The organism is Nocardia sp. NPDC057353, from assembly GCF_042667085.1.
Taxonomy (GTDB): domain Bacteria; phylum Actinomycetota; class Actinomycetes; order Mycobacteriales; family Mycobacteriaceae; genus Nocardia.
The window spans coordinates 105,009-124,035 of record NZ_JBHVAK010000002.1; the positions used below are offsets into that span (position 1 = coordinate 105,009).

Consider the following 19,027-nt stretch of genomic DNA (forward strand, 5'->3'; position numbering starts at 1 on the left):
CCCGAGTCTCTCCGGCGGGATATTCGCCTGAGCAGCAAGGAAACTCGACAGGACGGGAGAGCCGCGCCGTGCACTATCGTTGGCGGCGTTCCGGAGGTTACGCGCGTACGCACCGAGCCGGAGCCGAACGTTTCCGCACCGAGTCACCGACTCGCCGACCCCACCGGGAGCATCGTGCACAGCCATCCGCCCTCCGATCAGGACGAGTTCGGCGACCCGCGGCCGCCGCTGCCCCGCCGCACCCCGAGCCCGCACCGGGCGCCCGCGCCGACCGCCACGCCGGATGTGGTGCTGCGCGCGGCGGACGCGGTGGCGGGCTGGGCCCGCGCGGCCGAGACGCGACCGGTCGGCGCCGACGCCCGGTGGAGCCCGGAGTTCGCCGATCCCGAGCCGCGCTCGCGCCCGGCCTGACCGTGCCACCCGGCCTGTGACCCTTGTCACATCATCGAGCTGACCGTATGGTGAGGAAGCTTTCCGTCGCCGATCAGCCCGGCGGCACCGGAGAGCGGAGCGCCGACGATGGAGATGCGATGGGCGGCCCGTCCCCTGGCGGCAGCGTGCAGCACGTGCGCCGCACGCCCCTCGCCACCCGGACGCTGTGGGACTGGGGCCTGGTGAAGTACCGCCTCGACGTGGTGGCGCTGAGCGTCGCCGACGCGGTGCAGCACGCGGGCGGCTGGATGTTCGACCGCTCGACCGCGGGCTGGGAGGTCACGGTCCTGGTCCCCGGCGTCGCCGACGACACCCCGCTGCGCATTCTCGGCGTCCAGGTCGCGAGCCTCGACCACGCGCTGGCTACCGGCGGCCGCGGCCGCACCCCGCACGCCATCGCCATGGCGGCGGGCGTCTGCCTGCGCCTGCCGCAGGCGGACGAGGGGCTGCACCTCGCGCTGCTCGACCGCGGCCTCGAGGTCGTGGTGTGGGGCGAGCGCCCGCCGCCCGCGAGCGCGGAGCTGCTCAGCCCGGTCGAGTACCGGCTGAGCCGCGCCGCCCGGGCCTTCAAGACCAGGGCCATGGCCTCGGCGGGCCTCGCCGCCGCCGCGGGGCCGGTGGAGGATTTCCGCAGCGGAGCGACGGTGCACGCGCCGATCGCCACCGACCTCGACCCGGCCGGGCCGCACCCGGCGGCCACCTCGATCGACCGCTGACGAAATCTAATTCAACGAAATTGAGAATGTCATTCTCGCGGTGATAGACTACAGTCTGAAACCCGTCAGGGGACCAGACACCGGAGTAGTTCATGGCAGTGCCGCGAGTGATCCAGGTTCGCGGCACGGGCCGCGACGAACGGTTCGGGCGGTTCGAGGACATCGAGCCGCTGTTCCCGATGACCGAGCTGCTCGCCGCGATCAGCGGCAGCCGCCCCGCCGAGCACCCGATCGCCCGCTGGTGTGTCGAGCTGCTCACCCTGCACCAGCAGGACGACACCTGGGCCGCCGGGCTGGCCCAGCGGCGCACCGAGATCATGCACGCCATCGACGTCTGGACCATCGGGCACGTGCCGCAGCACCGCAACGGCGCCAGGCTGCACACCGAGACCGTCGGCTCGGTGGTGGACCGCATCGCCCGCGCCTACGCGCGGTTCCAGCGGGCCATGGCGCGGCACGACGCCGCCGACCCCGCGGTGCACGCCGCGTGGACCCAGGTCGCCGAGCTCTTCGTCGGTTACCAGGACCTGGTGGTCGAGGTCATGCGCGGCCAGCGCAGGCTGCCCGCCCCCGAGGTGGATCGCTGACGCGCCGCCGCGCACCCGGGTGATACAACTGGCCGGGACGGGCAGCGGTGCCCGCGTGGCGAGAGGTGTTCCCGTGGATCAGGCGTCCTTCCGGCAGTTGTTCGATCTGAGCGGGCGGACCGCCGTCGTCACCGGCGGGACGCGGGGCATCGGCCTCGCGCTCGCCGAGGGCTTCGCCTGCGCGGGGGCGCGCGTGGTGGTGGCGAGCCGGAAGCCGGAGGCGTGCGAGCAGGCCGCCGCGCGGCTGCGCGAGCTCGGCGCCGACGCCATCGGCGTTCCCACCCACCTCGGTGAACTCGACGCGCTGCACACCCTGGTCGAGACCGCGGTGCAGGCCTTCGGCGGCATCGACATCGTGGTGAACAACGCGGCCAACGCACTGGCCCAGCCGCTGGCCGCGATGCAGCCGGACGCGGTGCAGAAATCCTTCGGGGTGAATGTGTACGGCCCGCTCTTCCTGGTCCAGGCCGCGCTCCCGCAGCTGCGCGCCAGCGAGCACGCGGCGGTGTTGAACCTGGGCTCGGTGGCGGCGCTGCAGTTCGCGCCCGGGCTCTCGATGTACGCCGCGGCCAAGGCCGCGCTGCTCTCCTTCACCCGCTCGATGGCGGCCGAGTTCGCCGCCGACGGCATCCGGGTGAACGCCATCGTGCCGGGCGCGGTCGACACCGACATGGTGCGCAAGAACCCGCCGGAGTTCATCGATGCCATGGCGAAGGTGCCGCTGCTGCGCCGGATCGCGCGCCCGGACGAGCTGGTCGGGGCGGCGCTGCTGCTCTGCTCGGACGCGGGCAGCTTCATCACCGGGCAGAGCCTGCTGGTGGACGGCGGCACCGTCGCGCGCTGAGCGCCTGACATGCCGTCATCGCTGCGATGGTGAGACGTTTCGAAGGTGTAGCGCGACGTTAACCCGTTGCGCCATAACGAACTCTACGTTCTTCCCGAACCGAGGAAAGGCGCAGAGTGACCACGCAGATTCCATCGCACCACCACCCCGATCTCGACGTGTCCGCCCGGCTGCGGGAGTACCCGCTGATGGACGCGCTGCTGTGGCGGCGGTCCCGGCGCTTCGCCCCCGGCATGACGCTCGGCACCGGGCCGCTCGCGCACGCCAGCACCGCGCCGCCGCGGCCGCTGACCCTGGAGGAGCAGGCGGCGCTCGCCTTCGCGGCCTGCGGCATCACCGGCCACTCGCTCTCCGAGCTGCCCTACGGCGCAACGGGTTCGGGCAACATCATGATGCAGTTCATCGGCCGCACCATCCCGAGCGGCGACTCCGTGCACGATGTCGCGCTGATCGTGATCGACGACGACGGCGCCTGGCTGGTGCGCCGCCCGCAGGAGCTGGAGCGCACCGAGATCCCCGAGCTGATCCAGCTGGCCAGGGAGGGCAAGCTGGTGCCGCTGTACGAGCGGATGCGGGTGCGGATCGCGGACCGGCGGCCGGAGCTGCCCCGCGAGGTGCCGTTCACCCCGCCCTTCAACCACTACTCGGCGAACGTTCCAGGCACCACCTACTTCCTGCCGGTCGCCGAGCTGACCGCGCTCGCGATCAACCTCATGCTCTCGGCCTTCGGCGACGACATGTCCTACTTCCTGCTGGACGACCGGAACCGCTTCGCGCCCGCCGGGCTCGGGAAGTTCGCGCGCTCGAAGGGCGGGCATCTCGACGACGATCTCGCCGCGGGCCGGGTCGGCACGGTCAGCATGATCGAGAACTGGCTGTACGAATTCGTCGCGGTGCAGCAGGGCGCCATGCTGCAGAACCTGGGGTTGATGGCGCAGGCGCTCGGGCTCGGCGGCTTCCCGCACTTCGCCGCGCACCCGTACGCCTGGTTCGAGGCGCTCGGCTTCCACATGAAGCCGATCCCGTTCTCCCGCACCATCGGCGGGAATCCGCTGATGACCGCCGCGCTCAAGCTCACCCGGCGGGACATCCCGTTCCCGACCGCGGTCGGGCTGAACCGCGGGGGCACGGCGTTGCTTCAGCCGTACTGCCCGCCGGCCTACCGCTCCATGGAGGAGGCGGTGCTCGCCTTCGTCGACTTCAAGTACGACGCCGCGCGCGGCACCTTCCGGGACGGTGGCGCGGTGAGCGGATTCCTGGACGCGCCCGCGGTGCAGTCCGGCATCGCCGAGTACGCGGACCACACCATCGCCGCCACCATCGCCTGCTGCGAGTACCTGTTCCGCAGGTACGGCAGGATCCCCAGCGGCAGCGGCCCGTTCCGCACCGTGCTCGCCTACCAGGCGAGCCACGTGGACACCGAGTTCTACGACCGCTACTACCGGCCGGAGGCGCTCAGCCCGACCCAGCGCGGGCGCGCGGCCGAACGGGCGCGCTGACCGCGCTCGAGACGGCGGCTTCGGCCTGATTCCCGCCGGTCCCGCGACCTCGGCGGGGCGCGGGACAGCCGCCGTTCACACCCGCGCCACCGGCGCGTACCGGCAGCGGCGCAGAATGGCTGCTCGTGCGAGTGGCGATCATCGGCGGCGGGGTGCCTGCGGCGGTACACGCGTGGACGGCGGTGCAACGCGGTCACACGGTGACGCACCTGGACGACGGCGCGCCGATCGCGGGTTCGGGGGCGCTGCGCGCCGGCTCGGTCGCCGCGGCGGACCTGGAGCGCGCGGCGCACGCACTGTGGCTGTGGCGGGAGATCGGCGGCCGGGTGCCCGGGGTCGGGTTCCGGCTGAGCGGATCGATCACCGTCGCGCGCACCGCCGCCGAGCTGGCCGTCGCCGAGGCGGCGGCGACCGGCGCGGACGCGGCGGCGCGGGAGTTGACGCTGCTGGAGCCGGAGCGGGCACGCGCGCTGGAACCGGCGCTGCGCGGTTCGCTGCTGGCCGGGCTGCACTGCGGCGCGGATGCCGTGCTCACCCCGCAGCAGACGGTCCCCGCGCTCCGCGCGCACCTGGCCGGGACCGGTCGGTTCAGCGCGCGGAGCTGCCTGGCCCGCACGCTCGCCGAGACCGCGGCCGGGGTGCTGATCCGGGCCGACGACGGCTCGGAGCTCGCCGCCGATGTCGCGCTGCTCTGCCCCGGCCCGGCCCGGGACGCGCTCGCCGGGGAGCTGACCGGCACCGCACCGGCGCCGCTGCTGCGGGTCCAGCGGCTGCGCACCGGCCCGCTGGAGCGGCGACCGGACGCGATCCTCGCCGACGGCGACCAGTTCCGGCACCGCCCCGGCTACCCGCCCGAGCCGGTCGCGCTGCTGGCCGCGGAGCAGGCGCAGACCGCGGCGGCCGCCGAGTTCGGCATGCACGTACTCGCGGTGCCGCGGCTGGACGGCGGCCTGACGCTCGGCGCGACCAGGGAGGTCGAGCCGTTCCCGGCCGAGCTCGCCGAGCCCGCCGCCGAGCACCTGCTCGCCGTCACCGGTGAATTGCTGTCGACCGAGCTCACCGTGCGCGGCCGCTGGGCCGAGATCACCGGTGCCACCGAAAGCCCGCCGTGGCTCGCCCCGAGCGGGCGAATCCTGGTGCTCGGCAGCGCCGGACCGGACGGCACGCTGCTCGCCCCCGCCGTCGCGGAGCAGGCCGCGCACCACCTCGGCCTCTGAACCCGCCCGCGCGGCGCCTCGGCTTCCGGTCGGACGGACCGGCCCCTATTGACCGGGGAGCCGCCTGCGCCCGCCCGCCACGTCGGTGACCAGGTCGGTGTACCCGTCGACCAGCTCGGCGAGGTGGTACCAGTGTTTATGGGTCTTGTCGCTCCGCGCGCCCTCGGCGTCGATCGCCCGGTTCGCGGCGACCCAGCTGCGCGCCATCCGATCCACCACCGCGCCGAGCGTCTCGGTGTGCAGCGCGGCCCCGTCGCGATGCTCCGGCGCCTCTCGCGCGATCCACTCGTCGATCAGCTCGACCAGCGCGGCGCGGTGCGCGTCCAGCTCGGCCACCGCGCCGGGGTCACCCAGCTCCAACCGGCGTTCGTGCAGGTCGGCCAGGGCGTGCGCGGAGCGGAACGGCTCGTGCTCGCTCATCCGGCGGCCCTGGAACGCGGACAACAACTGCGGCGCGGTCGGTAACCCGCCGACCGTGGGGGCGCTCACCGGAGCACCCCGCGCTCACCCGTCACCACTGCTGCGCGCTGGCCCATGATCGGCTCTCGTTCCCTAGTCCGGTCGCCTCGGTCACCCGTCGGGTGACACGGATCATGCTCTCACCAATGCAAGAACGCAACATTGCAAATGCACACATGTGCAGCACATCCCGGCGTGTTCACCGGCCGCCGCGCGGCGGCCGGATGCGTGCAACATACCCGCCGCGCGGCGATCCCACGTGCACGAGCATTCCGGCCCGGTAACAGTTTCCGAGCCGGGACGACCGCGCGGTACCCGGTGGCGCGGCACACCGCCCGATGCGGAATCGACGCGTGCGGGGCCGGATCGATCAATCCCGTGGCCGCGGGCGCGCCCGCACCGCCGCGAGAGTTCGATTCCGCCCGATCGCTCTGTCCGGCAGGCGGACCGGGGTCAGCCGGTGTGCGCGATGACCCGCTCGGCGAACCGGGACAGGTTCGCGATCTTGGTGTCCAGGCTCTCGGTGTCCTGCTCCCGGGTGTACGGGTTGCGGAAGCCGACGATCACGTCGGTCACGCCCTTGTCCGCGAGCCTGCGCACGCCGTCGACGGTGAAGCCGTCCACCGAGATGACGTGGATCTCGAAGTCCTCGCTCGCGCCGTATTCGGTGCGCAGCGCGTCGATCTCGACGAGCAGGCGGTCGAGCTCGTCCGGGTCGCCGCCCGCGTGCATCCAGCCGTCGCCGCGCTGGACGGCGCGGCGCAGCGCGGGCCTGCTGTGCCCGCCGATCAGCAGCGGGACCGGCTCGGTCGGCACCGGGGAGATCTTGATCGGCGGGAAATCGTAGAACTGGCCGTGGAATTCGAAGTACCCGCCCGCGGTGAGGCCGCGCAGGATGTCGAGGCACTCGTCCATCCTGGCGCCGCGCTTCTCGAACGGGACGTCGAAGATCTCGAAGTCGTCCGGCCATGGGCTGATGCCGACGCCGAGGCCGAGGCGATTGCCGCTCAGCGCGGCCACCGAGGCCGCCTGCTTGGCGACCAGCACCGGCGGGCGGATCGGCAGCTTGAGCACGAACGGGGTGAAGCGCAGCGTGCTGGTCGCCGCCGCGAGCGCGCCCGCGAGGACGAAGGTCTCGACGAACGGCTTGTCCTCGAGGAACTCCCGGCTGCCGTCCGGGGTGTACGGGTAGGTGGCGTCGGAGTCGCGCGGGTAGGCGACGCTGTCGGCGATCGCCATCGAGGTGTACCCGGCGGCCTCCGCGGCCCGCGCCAGCGGGACGTAGTAGGACGGGTCGGTCATCGTCTCCGCGTAGGTGAACCGCATCGCTCGGCCTCCGTGTTCGATCGGCGTCAGGCGTCATTCGATCATCGGGGGCGGCGGGGCGTCCGCGATTCGGGCGAAGAGCTCAGGCGGTGAGCGCGGCGACGACGGCGGCGGTCGCCGCGGCCAACGCAGCATCGGCGGGGGTGGCGTCGGGGTCGCCGGTGGTGCTGTCGGTGAGCAGGGCCAGCAGCAGCGGGGTGCCGTCGGGTGCCCACAGCACGCCCGCGTCGTTGACGGTGCCGAAGTCGCCACCGCCGGTTTTGTCCGCGGCGGTCCAGCCCGGCGGGAGCGCGGCGCGGATCCGGCGGGCGGAGGTGGTGCTGGCGGCCATCCAGTCGGTCAGGGTGCGGCGCTGCGCCTGCGGGAGCGCGGTGCCGAGCAGCAGGGCGTCGTAGCCGGTCGCCAGCGCCTCGGCGGTGGTGGTGTCGGCGAGCGAGCCGCGTTCGGCGCGGTTCAGTTCGGGTTCCCAGCGCTCCAGGGTGGTGGCGCGGTCGCCGACGGTGCGGGCGAAGGCGGTGAGCGCGGCGGGGCCGCCGATCCGGCGCAGCAGCAGGTTGCCCGCGGTGTTGTCGCTGCGGGTGAGCGCGGCGGCGCAGAGCTGGGCGTAGCTGAGCTCGGTGCCCTGCGCGGCCTGGGTGACCGGGGAGTTCACCACGATCTCCGCCGGGCGCACCGGGACGGTCTCGGCCAGGTCGAGCGCGCCTTCGGACTCCAGCCGGAGGATGGCGGCGGCCGCGTAGACCTTGAAGGTGGAGCAGAGCGCGATGGGCTCGCCCGCGCGGTGCGCGACGGTGCGGTCGCGGTAGCGGGCGTACACCGCGAGGCGCACGGCGTACCGGTCCTGGATCGCGGCGAGTTCGCGGTCGAGTGCCGCGGTGTCCGCCGTGGTCGTCGGTGCCGCCGGAGTCGGGGCGGCAGGCTCGGTGCCGCAGGCGGCGAGCGCGCCCGCGGCGAGAACGGAGGCGAGGAAGCCGCGGCGGCTCGTTCGATGCAGGGTTCGAGTGGCCGCGGGTGCACCGGGTGGGGCCGAGGGGGTGGCGGTCGGCGAGAACGGCCCGGATCGGGGGTCCGCGGGGACAGGCGGCGCGGGGCGGGAGTCCACCGCGGCGAGCGACACGGAGCGGGAGTCTGCCTGGGTGAGCGGGGCGGGGCGGGAGTCGGTCACCGCTTCAGCGAAGCACCGGACCGCGGGCGCGGGCCAATACGCAGCCCCGGCGCGGGCCGGTCGCGCCGGATATCGCCGCAGCTCAGCGGCGTCGGGTCCACGGCTGCGCTGCCCCGCGGCACCTCGACGGGCCAGCCGCCGGGAACACCGCTGCTTCAATGCATGGCATGGACCTGCTCCGCCACCTCCGGTTCTTCGTCGCGGTCGCGGACGAGGGCCACTTCGGCCGCGCCGCCGCCGCGCTGGACATGACGCAGCCGCCGCTCTCCCAGGGGCTGCGCAGGCTGGAGCGGGACCTCGGGGTGGAGCTCATCCGGCGCACGCCGCAGGGCGCGGTGCTCACCGCGGCGGGCACCGCCCTGCTCCCCCGCGCCCGGCTGCTGGTGGACGACGCCGAGCTGCTGCGCGCCGAGGCCGCGCGGATCGCGCGGACCAGGGGCAGCGTGCGCTGGGGCGCCATCCCCGCGCTGCCGCCCGCGCTGGTCACCGCCTGCGTGGCGGCGCTGCGGGCGACACCGGCGGCGCCGACGGTGGTGACGGTGACCGGCAGCACCGTCGAGCTGGTGGCGCAGGTCCGCTCCGGCGGCTGCGACGCCGCCGTGCTGGAGCACCCGGCGCTGGTGGACGGCGTGGTCGCGGGGCCGGTGGTGAAGCTGCCGCGCGCGGTCGCGGTCCCGCGCGAGCACCGCAGCGCGGCGGCGGCGCGGCCCGGCTTCGCCATGCTGGCCGGGCTGCCGTTCCTCACCGCGGCGCGGGCCGGGAACCCGCCCGCGCACGACGCCGCCCGCGACCTGCTCCGGGAGCGCGGGCTCGACGTCCCGCTCGGCACCGCCGAGGACGACCGCGCCCTGCTCGCCGCCGTCGCCGCGGGCGCGGGCTTCGGGTTCAGCGCGCTGCCGCCGGTCGAGACGCCGGGGGTGGCCTGGCTGCGGCTGGCGCCGGAGGCGACCGCGCTGCGGGTCCGGGTGATCCACCGCCCCGGCGCCGAGGCGGCCGCCGCCGCGCTCGACGCCGTCCTCTTCCGCGAGCGGCTGCGATGAGGCCGCGACCCGCGCGCCGGCATGCGGCCCCCCGCGACAACGCGGACTCCGCCCACCTCGCGCACGACAACGCCGCGCGGCGTGACTCGGCGAACTCGACGCACGAGGCCGCCGCGCGGCGGCGCCACGCGAACCCCGCGCACGACGGCGCCGCGCAGCATGATCACGCGGACCCGGCGCAGCCCGCGCCCGACGACTCTGCGCGGCGCGACAACGCGAACCCGGCGCACGACGACGCGGCGCACCGTATCCGCGCGGTCTTCGCGGACGCGGGGTGCACCGGGTGGCTGCACGCCCGCCGCTGCGACGGCTCGGCCGCCGAGGTCACGGTGCGCGGCACCGAGCGGGTGGTGACGGCGTCGGTCTACAAGCTGCCGCTGGTCCTCGCCTTCTGCCGCGCGGTGGACGAGGGCCGGATCGACCCGACCGAACGGCGCACCGTCGACCCGGCGGAGTGCACCACCGGCCCGACCGGGATCGCCGCGCTGCACGACCCGGTGACGCTGAGCCGCCGCGACCTCGCCACCTCGATGATGACCGTCTCCGACAACGCCGCCGCCGACGTGCTGCTCGGCGAGCTCGGCATCGGCGCGCTGCACGACCTGCTGGACGAGCTCGGCCTCTCCGCCACCAGGATCGTCGGCGGCACCGCCGACCTGCACCGCGCCCTGGTCCGGGACACCGACACGCACAGCACCGCCGAGGCCTTCGCCGCGCTCGCCGACCTCGACGAGGCGTGGTCGGTCTCGGCCTACGACCCGGCCTTCACCAGCGCCACCACCCCCGAGGAGACGACCAGGCTGCTGCGCGCGGTCTGGGCGGGCGCGGTGCTCTCGCCAGGGCAGACGGCGTTCGTGCAGTCGGTCATGCGCAGGCAGGTGTGGCCGCACCGGATCGCCGCCGCCTTCCCGCACCGCGGGGTCGCGGTGGCGGGCAAGACCGGAACCATCGGCACCATCCGCAACGAGGCGGCGGTGGTCGAGTTCCCCGGCGAGCACCCGGTCGCGGTCGCGGTCTTCACGCGCGCGGCGCGCGCCGAGCCGGTGCTCCCGGTCGTCGACGCCGCCATCGCGGAGGCCGCCCGGATCGCCGTGACGGCGCTCCGCGCCCCGCTGCCGGAGTAGCCGGCGCGGAGCGGTGCGGCCGCCCGCAGCGCGCGGAGTTCGTCCGAGCGCCGGCGCGGACCAGTGCGGTACCTGCTTCGCGCCGCGAACCGGCGCGCCGATGACGCCCCGGCGGGAACCGGGGCGCCATAGCGGAGCTCAGCGCAGGGCGGGCTCGCGCTCCGGCTCGGCGGCGGGCACCTCGCCGACCGGCGCCCCGCGCTCCAGCGAGCGCCAGCGCGAGACCGCCACCGCGATCACCGCGGACATCAGGCACAGCCCGGCGATCAGGTAGAGCCCGGCCCGGTCGCCGCCGGTGAGGTCCTTGACCCAGCCGAAGACGTACGGCCCGGCGAACCCGCCCAGGTTGCCGATGGTGTTCACCAGCGCCAGCCCGGCCGCGGCGGCGGTGCCCGCCAGGAACTTCGTGGACATGCCGAAGGAGAGCGGAATGCCGGAGCACAGCCCCATGGCCGCGATGGAGACGCCGACCAGCACCAGGTACGGCGAGTTCGCCCAGATCGCCAGCACGATGCCCGCGGCGCCGAGCACCGCGGAGCCCGCCACGTGCAGCGGCACCTCGTCCCGGCTGCGCGAGTGCCAGGCCCAGAACAGCGTGAACAGGGTGGCGCAGCCGTACGGAATCGCCGTGAGCAGCCCCATCTCGAAGATCGAGTAGGTCACGTCGAAGCGCGCCTGGAACTCCTTGATGATGGTCGGCAGGAAGAAGCTGATCGCGTACAGGCCGTAGACCAGCCCGAAGTACCCGAGCCCGAGCACCCACACCTTGGCGTTGCCGAGTACCCCGCGCACACTGTGGTCCGCCCGCTCCGGCGCCTCGGCGGCCAGGTCGTCGGCGAGCGCCGCGCGCTCGGCGTCGGTGAGCCAGCGCGCGTCGGCCGGGCGGTCCGGCAGCAGCGTCAGGCAGGCGATGCCGAGCAGCACCGCGGGCAGCCCGGTCACCAGGATCATGAAGCGCCAGCCCTCCAGCCCGAAGATCCCGTCGCCGCTCTGCACCAGCCAGGAGGCGAGCGGCGAGCCGATGGTCGAGGAGAGCGGGATGCCGACCAGGAAGAAGGCGAAGGCCTGCGCCCGGTCGCGCTGCGCGAACCAGTAGGTCAGGTAGAGCAGGATGCCGGGGGTGAAGCCCGCCTCCGCGATGCCGAGCAGGAAGCGCAGGGCGTAGAGCATCGGCGCGTTCTGCACGAAGGCGGTCAGCGCGGCGACGATGCCCCAGCTGACCAGGATGCGGGCGATCCACTTGCGGGCGCCGAACCGGTGCAGCGCCAGGTTGCTCGGCACCTCGAGCAGGATGTAGCCGATGAAGAAGATGCCGGAGGCGATGCCGAACATGGTGGCGGTGAGGCCGAGCGCCTCGTTCATGCCGTTCGGGCCTGCGATGCCGATATTGCTGCGGTCCAGGTAGTTCACGAAGTAGCAGAGCAGCAGGAACGGCATCAGCCGCAGCAGAACCTTGCGGCGCAGGCTGGACCGGACGTCGCCGGCCGTGGTTGTGGACATCATGGGCTCTTTCGCAGTGTAGGGAGGGGGTGCCGCGGGGAGTCAGCCGCGGCGGAAGACCTCGACGACGCCGGAGTCGTCACCGGCGTCGAGGCCGAGTTCGGTGGCCCGCTGCCAGACGCCGTGCGTGGCGGCGGTGAGCGGGGCGTGCGCCCCCGCCGACGCCGCCGCCTCGGCGACCAGCCCGCTGTCCTTGACGAAGACGGCGAGCCTGGTCTCGGTGCGCCGCTCGGCGGCGGGGCGCACCATGCGCGGGGCGCGGTCGGCGAACATCCAGGAGTTGCCCGCCCCGGTGGGCAGCAGCTCCGCGACCACCGCGAGGTCGAGCCCGAGCCGCTCGGCGAAGGCGATCGCCTCGCCCGCCGCGGCCAGGTGGATGGTGGTGAGCATCTGGTTGACCAGCTTGAACGCCTGCCCGTCGCCGAGGTTCGGGCCGACCACCCTGACCACGCCGACCGCCCCGAGCGCGGCCGCGGCGGCCGCGACCGCGGCCGGGTCGCCCGCGGTAAAGAGGGTGAGCGTGCCCGCGACCGCGCCCGCGACGCCGCCGGTGACCGGCGAGTCGAGCAGCCGGACGCCCGCCCGCTCGGCGGGGCCGCGCGCCGCGTGCAGCGCCTCCGGCCCAACGGTGCTCAGCACCACGAGCACCGCGCCCGCCAGCCCGCCGCCGGTGACCACCGGCGCCGCGAGCAGCTCGGCGAGTTGCGCCCCGGTGGCCACCATGACCAGCACGACATCGCTGCCCGCGATGCTCGCGAGCTCGGTGTCGGCGGCCAGCCCGATCCCGCGCGCCGCCTCGACCCGCGCGGGGTCGAGGTCGACCACCCGGAGCGGGAAGCCGCGGTCGTGCAGCCGGACGGCCATGGGGAACCCCATCGCCCCCGCCCCCACGACGGAGACGGTGGGCAGCGCGGCGGCGGAGGTGGGTCGTGGTTCGGCATCGGTGTGGGTCACCGCACGATCGTGCGCCTGCTGTGACCCCGGTCACGACCGACCGGCGTCGGGATCTCCCCGCGACTTTTCCACTCGCTGTAGGAAAGCCCGTCAGAGCACGTCCAGGACACAGAGCCCGAGGTGCAGGGTGAGCCGGACCCGGCCGTCCGCCAGGTCGACCCCGGTCACCTGTTCGATCCGCTCCAGCCGGTAGTAGAGCGAGGTGCGGTGCAGGTGCAGCGCGGCCGCGGTGGCGGGCGCCGAGCCGCCGTGCTCCAGGTAGCTGCGCAGCGTCGCGAGCAGCCTGCCGTGCGGGTCGGCGGCGCGGAGCGCGAGCAGCGGCTCCGGCACCAGCGCGGTGGTGAGCTCGGAGGCGGGCACCCGCAGCACGACATCGAGCGGGCCGAGCTCGGCGGCGAGCGCCAGCCCGTCCAGCGCGGCGACCCGGCGGGCCGCGCGCAGCGCGACCAGCGCGCCGTCGTAGGAGCGGTACGCCTCCCCCGGCCCCTGGTACGGCCGCCCCACCCCGGCGGCCGAGGCGGAGCCGTCGGTGCCGAGCACCCGGTGCACCACGTCGCGCAGCGCGGCGGCCTGCTCGCGCAGCCGCTCGGTGCCGGGCGGGCGGTCCCAGGTCTCCAGCAGCACCCCGCGCCCGCCGAGCACGACACCGGTGGCGCGGCCGGAGCGCGAGCGGGCCACGCTCGCGGTGGCGATGCGCAGCGCGGGCTCGATCTCGGTGGGGTCGAGCACGCCCGGCTCCGGCGTCGGCTCGACCACGGTCACGGTGACCTGCCCGGCGACCCGGAGCACGCCGAGCCGGTCCAGCGCGCTCACCGCGGCGTCCCGGCGCGGCCGGTCGGTACCGAGCAGGTCGGCGACGACGGCCTCGGTCTCGCCGCGCAGCCGGTCCTGGCCGAGCGCCTCGCCGAGCAGCAGCACCGCCAGCTCGCGGCCGGTGCGCACCACCTCCTGCCGCTCGGGTTCGGTGATCGACTCGTCCGCGTCGATCACCAGCAGCAGCCCGAGCAGCCTGCCCTGCCAGCGCACCGGGTGGCAGAGCCTGCTGTCCATCCCCAGGTCGGGGCGGGCCGGGATGACGCCGGGCGCGGTCCAGCGGGCGACGCCCTGGGCCAGGATGTGCCCGATCGCCGGGCCGCCGACGTCGCGCTGCAGCACCGCGCGCACCCGCTGCTCGTCGGCGTCACCGAAGTGCCTGCTGGCGACCAGCAGGTTCACCTCGGGGTCGTCCAGCACGACGGAGCGGCCGAGCCGCTCGGCGAGGGTGTCCACCAGACGCTGGAGTTCCCGCTGTGCCATGCCACCCACTCTGGCACGGCGTTCCTACAGAACGAGGAAAGGGCACGGGCAGATCCCATCGGCGCGCGGTGTCGGGCGACGTGGCCGCTGTCACACACTGGGCGGCATGAGCACGGATCCCTTCCTGATCGGCTGGGCCCACACGGCCTTCGGCAAGACCGCCCCCGAGGTCGGCGTCGAGGAACTCATGGCCGAGGTGTCCACCGCCGCGATCGCCGACGCCGGGCTGGCCGTCGCCGACGTCGACGCCGCCTTCGTCGGCGTCTTCAACTCCGGTTTCTCTCGGCAGAGCTTCGAGGCGGCGCTGCTCGGCGCGGGCCGCCCCGAGCTGGCCGGCATTCCCGCCTCCCGGCACGAGAACGCCTGCGCCACCGGCAGCGCCGCGCTGCACGCCGCCATGGACCACGTACAGTCCGGCCGCGGCCGGGTGGCGCTGGTGGTCGGCGCGGAGAAGATGACCGGGGTCGGCAACGACGTGGTCAACGACGCGCTGCTCGGCGCCAGCTACCGGCGCACCGAGGCGGGGGCGGGCAGCTTCGCCGCGCTCTTCGGGCAGCTCGCCGATGTCTACGCCGACCGCTACGGCGACCCGCGCCAGGCGCTCTCGCTGATCGCGGCGAAGAATCACCGCAACGGCGTGGCGAACCCGTGGGCGCAGCTGCGCCGCGACCTCGGCGTCGAGTTCTGCTCGGCGCCGTCCGACAAGAACCCGGTCACCGCGGGGCGGCTGCTGCGCACCGACTGCTCGCTGGTCTCCGACGGCGCCGCCGCGCTCGTGGTCACCAGCGCGGACGTCGCGAGCGGCGCAGGCCGCCGGGTCCGGGTGGCGGGCCGCGCGCAGGCCAACGACGTCTTCGCCATCGCGAACCGCGCCGACCCGATCGCCTTCGACGGGGCGCGCCGCGCCTTCGCCGCCGCGCTCGCCGAGGCGGGCACCGACCTGGCCGGGCTGAGCCTGATCGAGACGCACGACTGCTTCACCCTCGCCGAGCTCATCCAGTACGAGGCGTTCGGGCTGGCCGAGCCGGGCAAGGGCGCCACGGTGCTGGCCGAAGGCACCACGCAGCCGGACGGCAGGCTTCCGGTGAACGTCTCCGGCGGGCTCAAGGCCAAGGGGCACCCGATCGGGGCGACCGGGGTCTCGCAGCACGTGCTGGCCGCCATGCAGCTCACCGGCGAGGCGGGCGACATGCAGCTGCCGAAGGCGGAGCGCGCCGCCGTCTTCAACATGGGCGGCGCTGCCGTCGCCAACTACGCCTCCGTGCTGGCGGTGGCGTGATGACCACCGTCCCCACCAGGGCGATGAACCTGGCGCACTTCCTCACCCAGACCGCGCGGCGCTTCCCGGACCGGGACGCCGTCGTGCACGGCGAGCTGCGCTGGAGCTGGCGCGAGCTGGACACCAGGGTCTCGCTGCTCGCCGCCGAGCTGCGCCGCCGCGGCGTCGGGCCCGGCGAGTGCGTGCTGCTGCACAGCCCCAACCACCCCGAGTACATCCAGGCCATGCTCGCGGTCTGGCGGGTCGGGGCGGCGCTGGCGCCCACCAATTTCCGGCTCACCGCCGCCGATGTCGCGGTGATCGCCGGGGTGTGCCGCCCGGTGCTCGCGCTGATCCACCCGAGCCTCGTCGAGCAGCTGCCCGCCATCGCGGCCGCGACCGAGCTACGCGCGGGCACGCTCCTGATCGGCGCCGATGGCGACGGCTCGGTGGCCGCGCTGCCCGCCGACGGGCCCGCGCTCGGCGACCAGGACGTGCCGGTCGGGCAGGCCGCCTGGTACTTCTTCACCTCCGGCACCTCCGGCACGCCCAAGGCGGCGGTCCTGACCCACGAGCAGATGGGGTTCGTGACGCTGAACCACCTCGCGGACCTCATGCCCGGCACCACCGAGGAGCACGCCTCGCTGGCGGTCGCGCCGCTCTCGCACGGGGCGGGCATCCACCTGCTGCCGCAGATCGCCCGCGGCGCGCGCACCGTGCTGCCCACCGCGCCCGGGCTGGACCCGGCCGAGGTGTGGGAGCTGGTCGAGCGGGAGCGGGTGAGCAACATGTTCACCGTCCCGACCATCCTCACCATGCTCGCCGAGCATCCCGCGGCGGAAGCGCGCGACCACTCCTCGCTGCGCTCGGTGATCTACGCGGGGGCGCCGATGGCCATCGCGGACCAGGAGCGCGCGCGGGGGGTGCTCGGCGACGTGCTGGTGCAGTACTACGGCCTCGGCGAGGTGACCGGGGCGATCACCGTGCTGCCCCCGCGCGAGCACGGCAGGCCGCGGCCTGCGGACGTCGAGATCGGCAGCTGCGGGTACCCGCGCACCGGGATCCAGGTGAGCATCCAGGACGAGCGGGGCCGCGAGCTGCCGCCCGGCGAGCGCGGCGAGATCTGCGTGGCCGGTCCCGCGGTCTGCCACGGGTACCTGGACAACCCGGCCGCCGACGCCGCCGCCTTCCGGGATGGCTGGTTCCGCACCGGCGACCTCGGGCTGCTGGACGAATCCGGGTACCTGTACGTCACCGGGCGCGCCTCGGACATGTACATCTCCGGCGGCTCGAACGTCTTCCCGCGCGATATCGAGGAGAAGCTGCTGCAGCACCCGGCGGTGCACGAGGTCGCGGTGCTCGGCATGCCGGACGCCAAGTGGGGCGAGGTCGGCGTCGCCGTCTGCGTGCCGCGCGCCGGCCGCAGTCTGGACCACGACGAGCTGCGCGAGTTCCTGCGCGGCAAGCTCGCCGGGTACAAGATGCCGCGGCACTTCGTGGTCTGGGACGCACTGCCCAAATCGGGGTACGGCAAGATCGTCAAGCGCACGCTGCGCACCACCCTCCTCGACCAGGGGTGGCCGGACTCTTCCCCGGCCGGGCCGGGGGCCGCCGCACCCGTCGCTGCCGAACCGAGGGTCGCCGTGCCCGTCCCGGCCGCCACGCACGGCCCGGCGGAGAGCGGCGCGTCGGACGCGGCCGCCGGACACGGCGAAGCGCCCTGCGAGCCCGCTGTTCCGGTGCTGGGCCGATGACGACGCTGCAACCCACGCCGGACCTGCTCGCCGGCCTGCCGGACGGCATCGCCGTCACCGACCCGGACATCCTGCGGTCCTACCGCCGGGACCACTCCCGGTTCACCGACAGCGGCTCGCCGCTCGCGGTGCTCGCCCCGCGCGGCACCGCGGAGGTCGCGCAGTGCCTGCGCGCCTGCCACGCCGCGCGGATCCCGGTGGTGACGCGCGGCGCGGGCAGCGGGCTCAGCGGCGGCGCCAACGCGGTGGACGGCGCGGTCGTGCTCTCCACGCACCGGATGAACGCCGTCCTGCACATCGACCCCGCCGAGCGGCTCGCGGTCGTGCAGCCCGGCGTGCTCACCGGCGACCTCCGCGCCGCCGTCGCCGAGCACGGCCTCTTCTACCCGCCGGACCCCGGCTCCGTCGACTTCTGCTCGATCGGCGGCAACGTCGCCACCAACGCGGGCGGCATGTGCTGCGTGAAGTACGGCGTCACCGGCGATTTCGTGGCCGCGCTCGAGGTGGTGCTCGCCGACGGCCGGGTGCTGCGCACCGGCACCCGCACGGTGAAGGGCGTCGCGGGCTACGACCTGACCCGGCTGCTCGTCGGCTCCGAGGGAACGCTCGGCGTGATCACCGAGGTCACCGTGCGGCTCCGCCCGGCGCCGCGCCCGCCGCAGACCCTGGTCGCCACCTTCGGCACCCCCGCGGCCGCGAGCGCCGCGGTCACCGGCATCGACGCCGCCGCCCCCGGCTGCTCGGCGGTCGAGATCCTGGACCGCACCACGCTGCGCGCCGTCGACGCGCTGACCCACATGGGGCTCGCCGACGACGCCGCCATGCTGCTGGTGCAGGCCGACTCCGCGGACGCCGACGCGGTGCTCGGCGCCGTCGCGGAGATCTGCGCCGCGGCGGGCGGCGAGGTCGCGCGCAGCGCCGACGCCGCCGAGTCGGCGCTGCTCATGGCGGCGCGCCGGATGGCGCTGCCCGCACTGGAGCGGCTCGGCGACCACCTGCTCGACGACGTCTGCGTGCCCCGCGGCCGGATCGTCGACCTGGTGCTCGCGGTCGAGCGGATCGCCGCCGACTCCGGCCTCACGATCGGCGTCTTCGGCCACGCCGGGGACGGCAACCTGCACCCGACCATCGTCTTCGACGGCGCCGACCCCGCCTCCGCGGCGGCCGCGCGGCGGGCGTTCGACGCGATCACCGCGGCGGCGCTGGAGCTGGGCGGCACCATCACCGGGGAGCACGGGGTCGGGCGGTTGAAGGCGGGCTGGCTCACCAGGGAGCTGGACCCGGTGAACCTGGCCGTGCAGCGCGCGCTGCGCGGGGTCTTCGACCCGGACGGGATCCTGAACCCCGGCGTCGTGCTCTGATCAGCCGCGCTTCTCGGTGACGACGGCGAGCCGGTCGATCGAGGCGGTGAGCTTGTCGGCGGTGGTGGCGCGGGCGCGCACGTGGCGCTTCTCGTCGTGCAGATCCGTCCAGTCGTAGGTGTGCGTCACGGTGGTGCGGCCCTCGCCCGCCGGGGCGAGTTCCCAGCGCCAGAGGTGCCCGATCGGCTCGCCGCCCGGCTCGGCGGGCTTCCAGGCGATCAGCCTGCCCTCCGCGAACTCCACCACGTGGTTCTCCCGCACCGCGCCGACGGTGAGGGTGGTGCTGAACACCTCGCCCACCGCGCGCACCCGGTGTCCGGGGGCGGATTCGGCGAGGTTGTCGTTGCCGTCCCAGCTCGGCTGGGCGGCCGGGTCGGCGATGAGCTCGAACAGCTCCGCCGCGGGCGCGGCGATCTCACGGGAGGCTTGCACGATGCGGGTCTCGGTCACGACCTCGATGCAAGCACCGGACGCCGCGCCCGGCAACCATTCGGC

At 74.6% G+C, this 19,027-nt stretch carries 18 protein-coding genes; 11 read left to right on the forward strand and 7 right to left on the reverse strand.

Translation table 11 applies throughout. The features are described from left to right. The first annotated feature begins 174 nt into the window (after nt 1-174). From ACFUUZ_RS01440 to ACFUUZ_RS01465, 6 genes are all read left to right on the forward strand, one after another. Nucleotides 175-411: a hypothetical protein gene (locus ACFUUZ_RS01440; protein ID WP_378691166.1), complete on the forward strand. Its 237-nt coding sequence runs from the start codon at nt 175-177 to the stop codon at nt 409-411. A gap of 119 nt (nt 412-530) precedes the next feature. Continuing rightward, nucleotides 531-1,148: a hypothetical protein gene (locus tag ACFUUZ_RS01445; RefSeq protein ID WP_378691169.1), complete on the forward strand. Its 618-nt coding sequence runs from the start codon at nt 531-533 to the stop codon at nt 1,146-1,148. A 92-nt stretch (nt 1,149-1,240) separates the two neighbouring features. Beyond that, nucleotides 1,241-1,735 (forward strand): DUF4254 domain-containing protein, encoded by a 495-nt coding sequence (locus ACFUUZ_RS01450; RefSeq protein ID WP_378691172.1) that lies wholly within the window; start codon nt 1,241-1,243, stop codon nt 1,733-1,735. Between the two features lie 73 nt (nt 1,736-1,808). Continuing rightward, on the forward strand, nt 1,809-2,579 hold the full coding sequence (locus ACFUUZ_RS01455) for an SDR family NAD(P)-dependent oxidoreductase (protein WP_378691175.1): 771 nt from the start codon (nt 1,809-1,811) through the stop codon (nt 2,577-2,579). A gap of 116 nt (nt 2,580-2,695) precedes the next feature. Continuing rightward, nucleotides 2,696-4,078, forward strand: coding sequence for a hypothetical protein (locus ACFUUZ_RS01460; protein ID WP_378691178.1), 1,383 nt, complete (start codon nt 2,696-2,698; stop codon nt 4,076-4,078). A 125-nt stretch (nt 4,079-4,203) separates the two neighbouring features. Further along, nucleotides 4,204-5,295: an NAD(P)/FAD-dependent oxidoreductase gene (locus tag ACFUUZ_RS01465; protein WP_378691180.1), complete on the forward strand. Its 1,092-nt coding sequence runs from the start codon at nt 4,204-4,206 to the stop codon at nt 5,293-5,295. 45 nt (nt 5,296-5,340) lie between these two features. On the opposite strand, the gene ACFUUZ_RS01470 is transcribed toward ACFUUZ_RS01465, so the two are convergent. From ACFUUZ_RS01470 to bla, 3 genes are all read right to left on the reverse strand, one after another. After that, nucleotides 5,341-5,784 carry a DUF4254 domain-containing protein gene (locus tag ACFUUZ_RS01470; protein WP_378691183.1) on the reverse strand — a complete coding sequence of 148 codons (444 nt, stop codon included), beginning with the start codon at nt 5,782-5,784 and terminating at the stop codon, nt 5,341-5,343. 423 nt (nt 5,785-6,207) lie between these two features. Beyond that, entirely contained in the window at nt 6,208-7,080 is an 873-nt protein-coding gene (locus ACFUUZ_RS01475) for a TIGR03619 family F420-dependent LLM class oxidoreductase (RefSeq protein WP_378691185.1), read from the reverse strand. Nucleotides 7,081-7,162: 82 nt separating this feature from the next. Then, nucleotides 7,163-8,245 carry a class A beta-lactamase gene (gene bla, locus ACFUUZ_RS01480; protein WP_378691188.1) on the reverse strand — a complete coding sequence of 361 codons (1,083 nt, stop codon included), beginning with the start codon at nt 8,243-8,245 and terminating at the stop codon, nt 7,163-7,165. Nucleotides 8,246-8,403: 158 nt separating this feature from the next. Between bla and ACFUUZ_RS01485 the strand changes: the two genes are divergently transcribed. Both ACFUUZ_RS01485 and ACFUUZ_RS01490 read left to right on the forward strand, forming a co-directional pair. Continuing rightward, on the forward strand, nt 8,404-9,285 hold the full coding sequence (locus tag ACFUUZ_RS01485; RefSeq protein WP_378691191.1) for a LysR family transcriptional regulator: 882 nt from the start codon (nt 8,404-8,406) through the stop codon (nt 9,283-9,285). A gap of 248 nt (nt 9,286-9,533) precedes the next feature. Continuing rightward, nucleotides 9,534-10,409, forward strand: a complete 876-nt coding sequence (locus tag ACFUUZ_RS01490; RefSeq protein ID WP_378691505.1) for a serine hydrolase — start codon at nt 9,534-9,536, stop codon at nt 10,407-10,409. Nucleotides 10,410-10,547: 138 nt separating this feature from the next. Here the strand turns inward: ACFUUZ_RS01490 and ACFUUZ_RS01495 are convergent, their stop codons facing one another. The 3 genes from ACFUUZ_RS01495 to ACFUUZ_RS01505 all read right to left on the reverse strand — a co-directional run bounded on the left by ACFUUZ_RS01495 (nt 10,548) and on the right by ACFUUZ_RS01505 (nt 14,159). Beyond that, nucleotides 10,548-11,909 carry an MFS transporter gene (locus ACFUUZ_RS01495; protein ID WP_378691194.1) on the reverse strand — a complete coding sequence of 454 codons (1,362 nt, stop codon included), beginning with the start codon at nt 11,907-11,909 and terminating at the stop codon, nt 10,548-10,550. 42 nt (nt 11,910-11,951) lie between these two features. Continuing rightward, nucleotides 11,952-12,863: an NAD(P)-dependent oxidoreductase gene (locus ACFUUZ_RS01500; protein WP_378691197.1), complete on the reverse strand. Its 912-nt coding sequence runs from the start codon at nt 12,861-12,863 to the stop codon at nt 11,952-11,954. A 90-nt stretch (nt 12,864-12,953) separates the two neighbouring features. Then, the gene (locus ACFUUZ_RS01505; RefSeq protein WP_378691199.1) at nt 12,954-14,159 is read right to left on the reverse strand and encodes a PucR family transcriptional regulator; all 1,206 of its coding nucleotides are present in this window, start codon (nt 14,157-14,159) and stop codon (nt 12,954-12,956) included. A 106-nt stretch (nt 14,160-14,265) separates the two neighbouring features. Here ACFUUZ_RS01505 and ACFUUZ_RS01510 point away from each other — a divergent pair, with 106 nt between their 5' ends. From ACFUUZ_RS01510 to ACFUUZ_RS01520, 3 genes are read left to right on the forward strand one after another with little or no spacing between them, the layout of a single operon-like run. After that, complete coding sequence (locus tag ACFUUZ_RS01510; protein WP_378691201.1) at nt 14,266-15,438, forward strand: thiolase domain-containing protein; 1,173 nt, start codon at nt 14,266-14,268, stop codon at nt 15,436-15,438. Continuing rightward, nucleotides 15,438-17,171 carry an AMP-binding protein gene (locus ACFUUZ_RS01515; protein WP_378691202.1) on the forward strand — a complete coding sequence of 578 codons (1,734 nt, stop codon included), beginning with the start codon at nt 15,438-15,440 and terminating at the stop codon, nt 17,169-17,171. The genes ACFUUZ_RS01510 and ACFUUZ_RS01515 overlap by 1 nt, the downstream gene beginning before the upstream one ends. Beyond that, nucleotides 17,168-18,532 (forward strand): FAD-binding oxidoreductase, encoded by a 1,365-nt coding sequence (locus ACFUUZ_RS01520; RefSeq protein WP_378691205.1) that lies wholly within the window; start codon nt 17,168-17,170, stop codon nt 18,530-18,532. Before ACFUUZ_RS01515 ends, ACFUUZ_RS01520 begins: the two co-directional genes overlap by 4 nt. Here ACFUUZ_RS01520 and ACFUUZ_RS01525 read toward each other — a convergent pair whose 3' ends face one another. Continuing rightward, entirely contained in the window at nt 18,533-18,982 is a 450-nt protein-coding gene (locus ACFUUZ_RS01525) for an SRPBCC family protein (RefSeq protein WP_378691207.1), read from the reverse strand. Nucleotides 18,983-19,027: the final 45 nt, after the last annotated feature.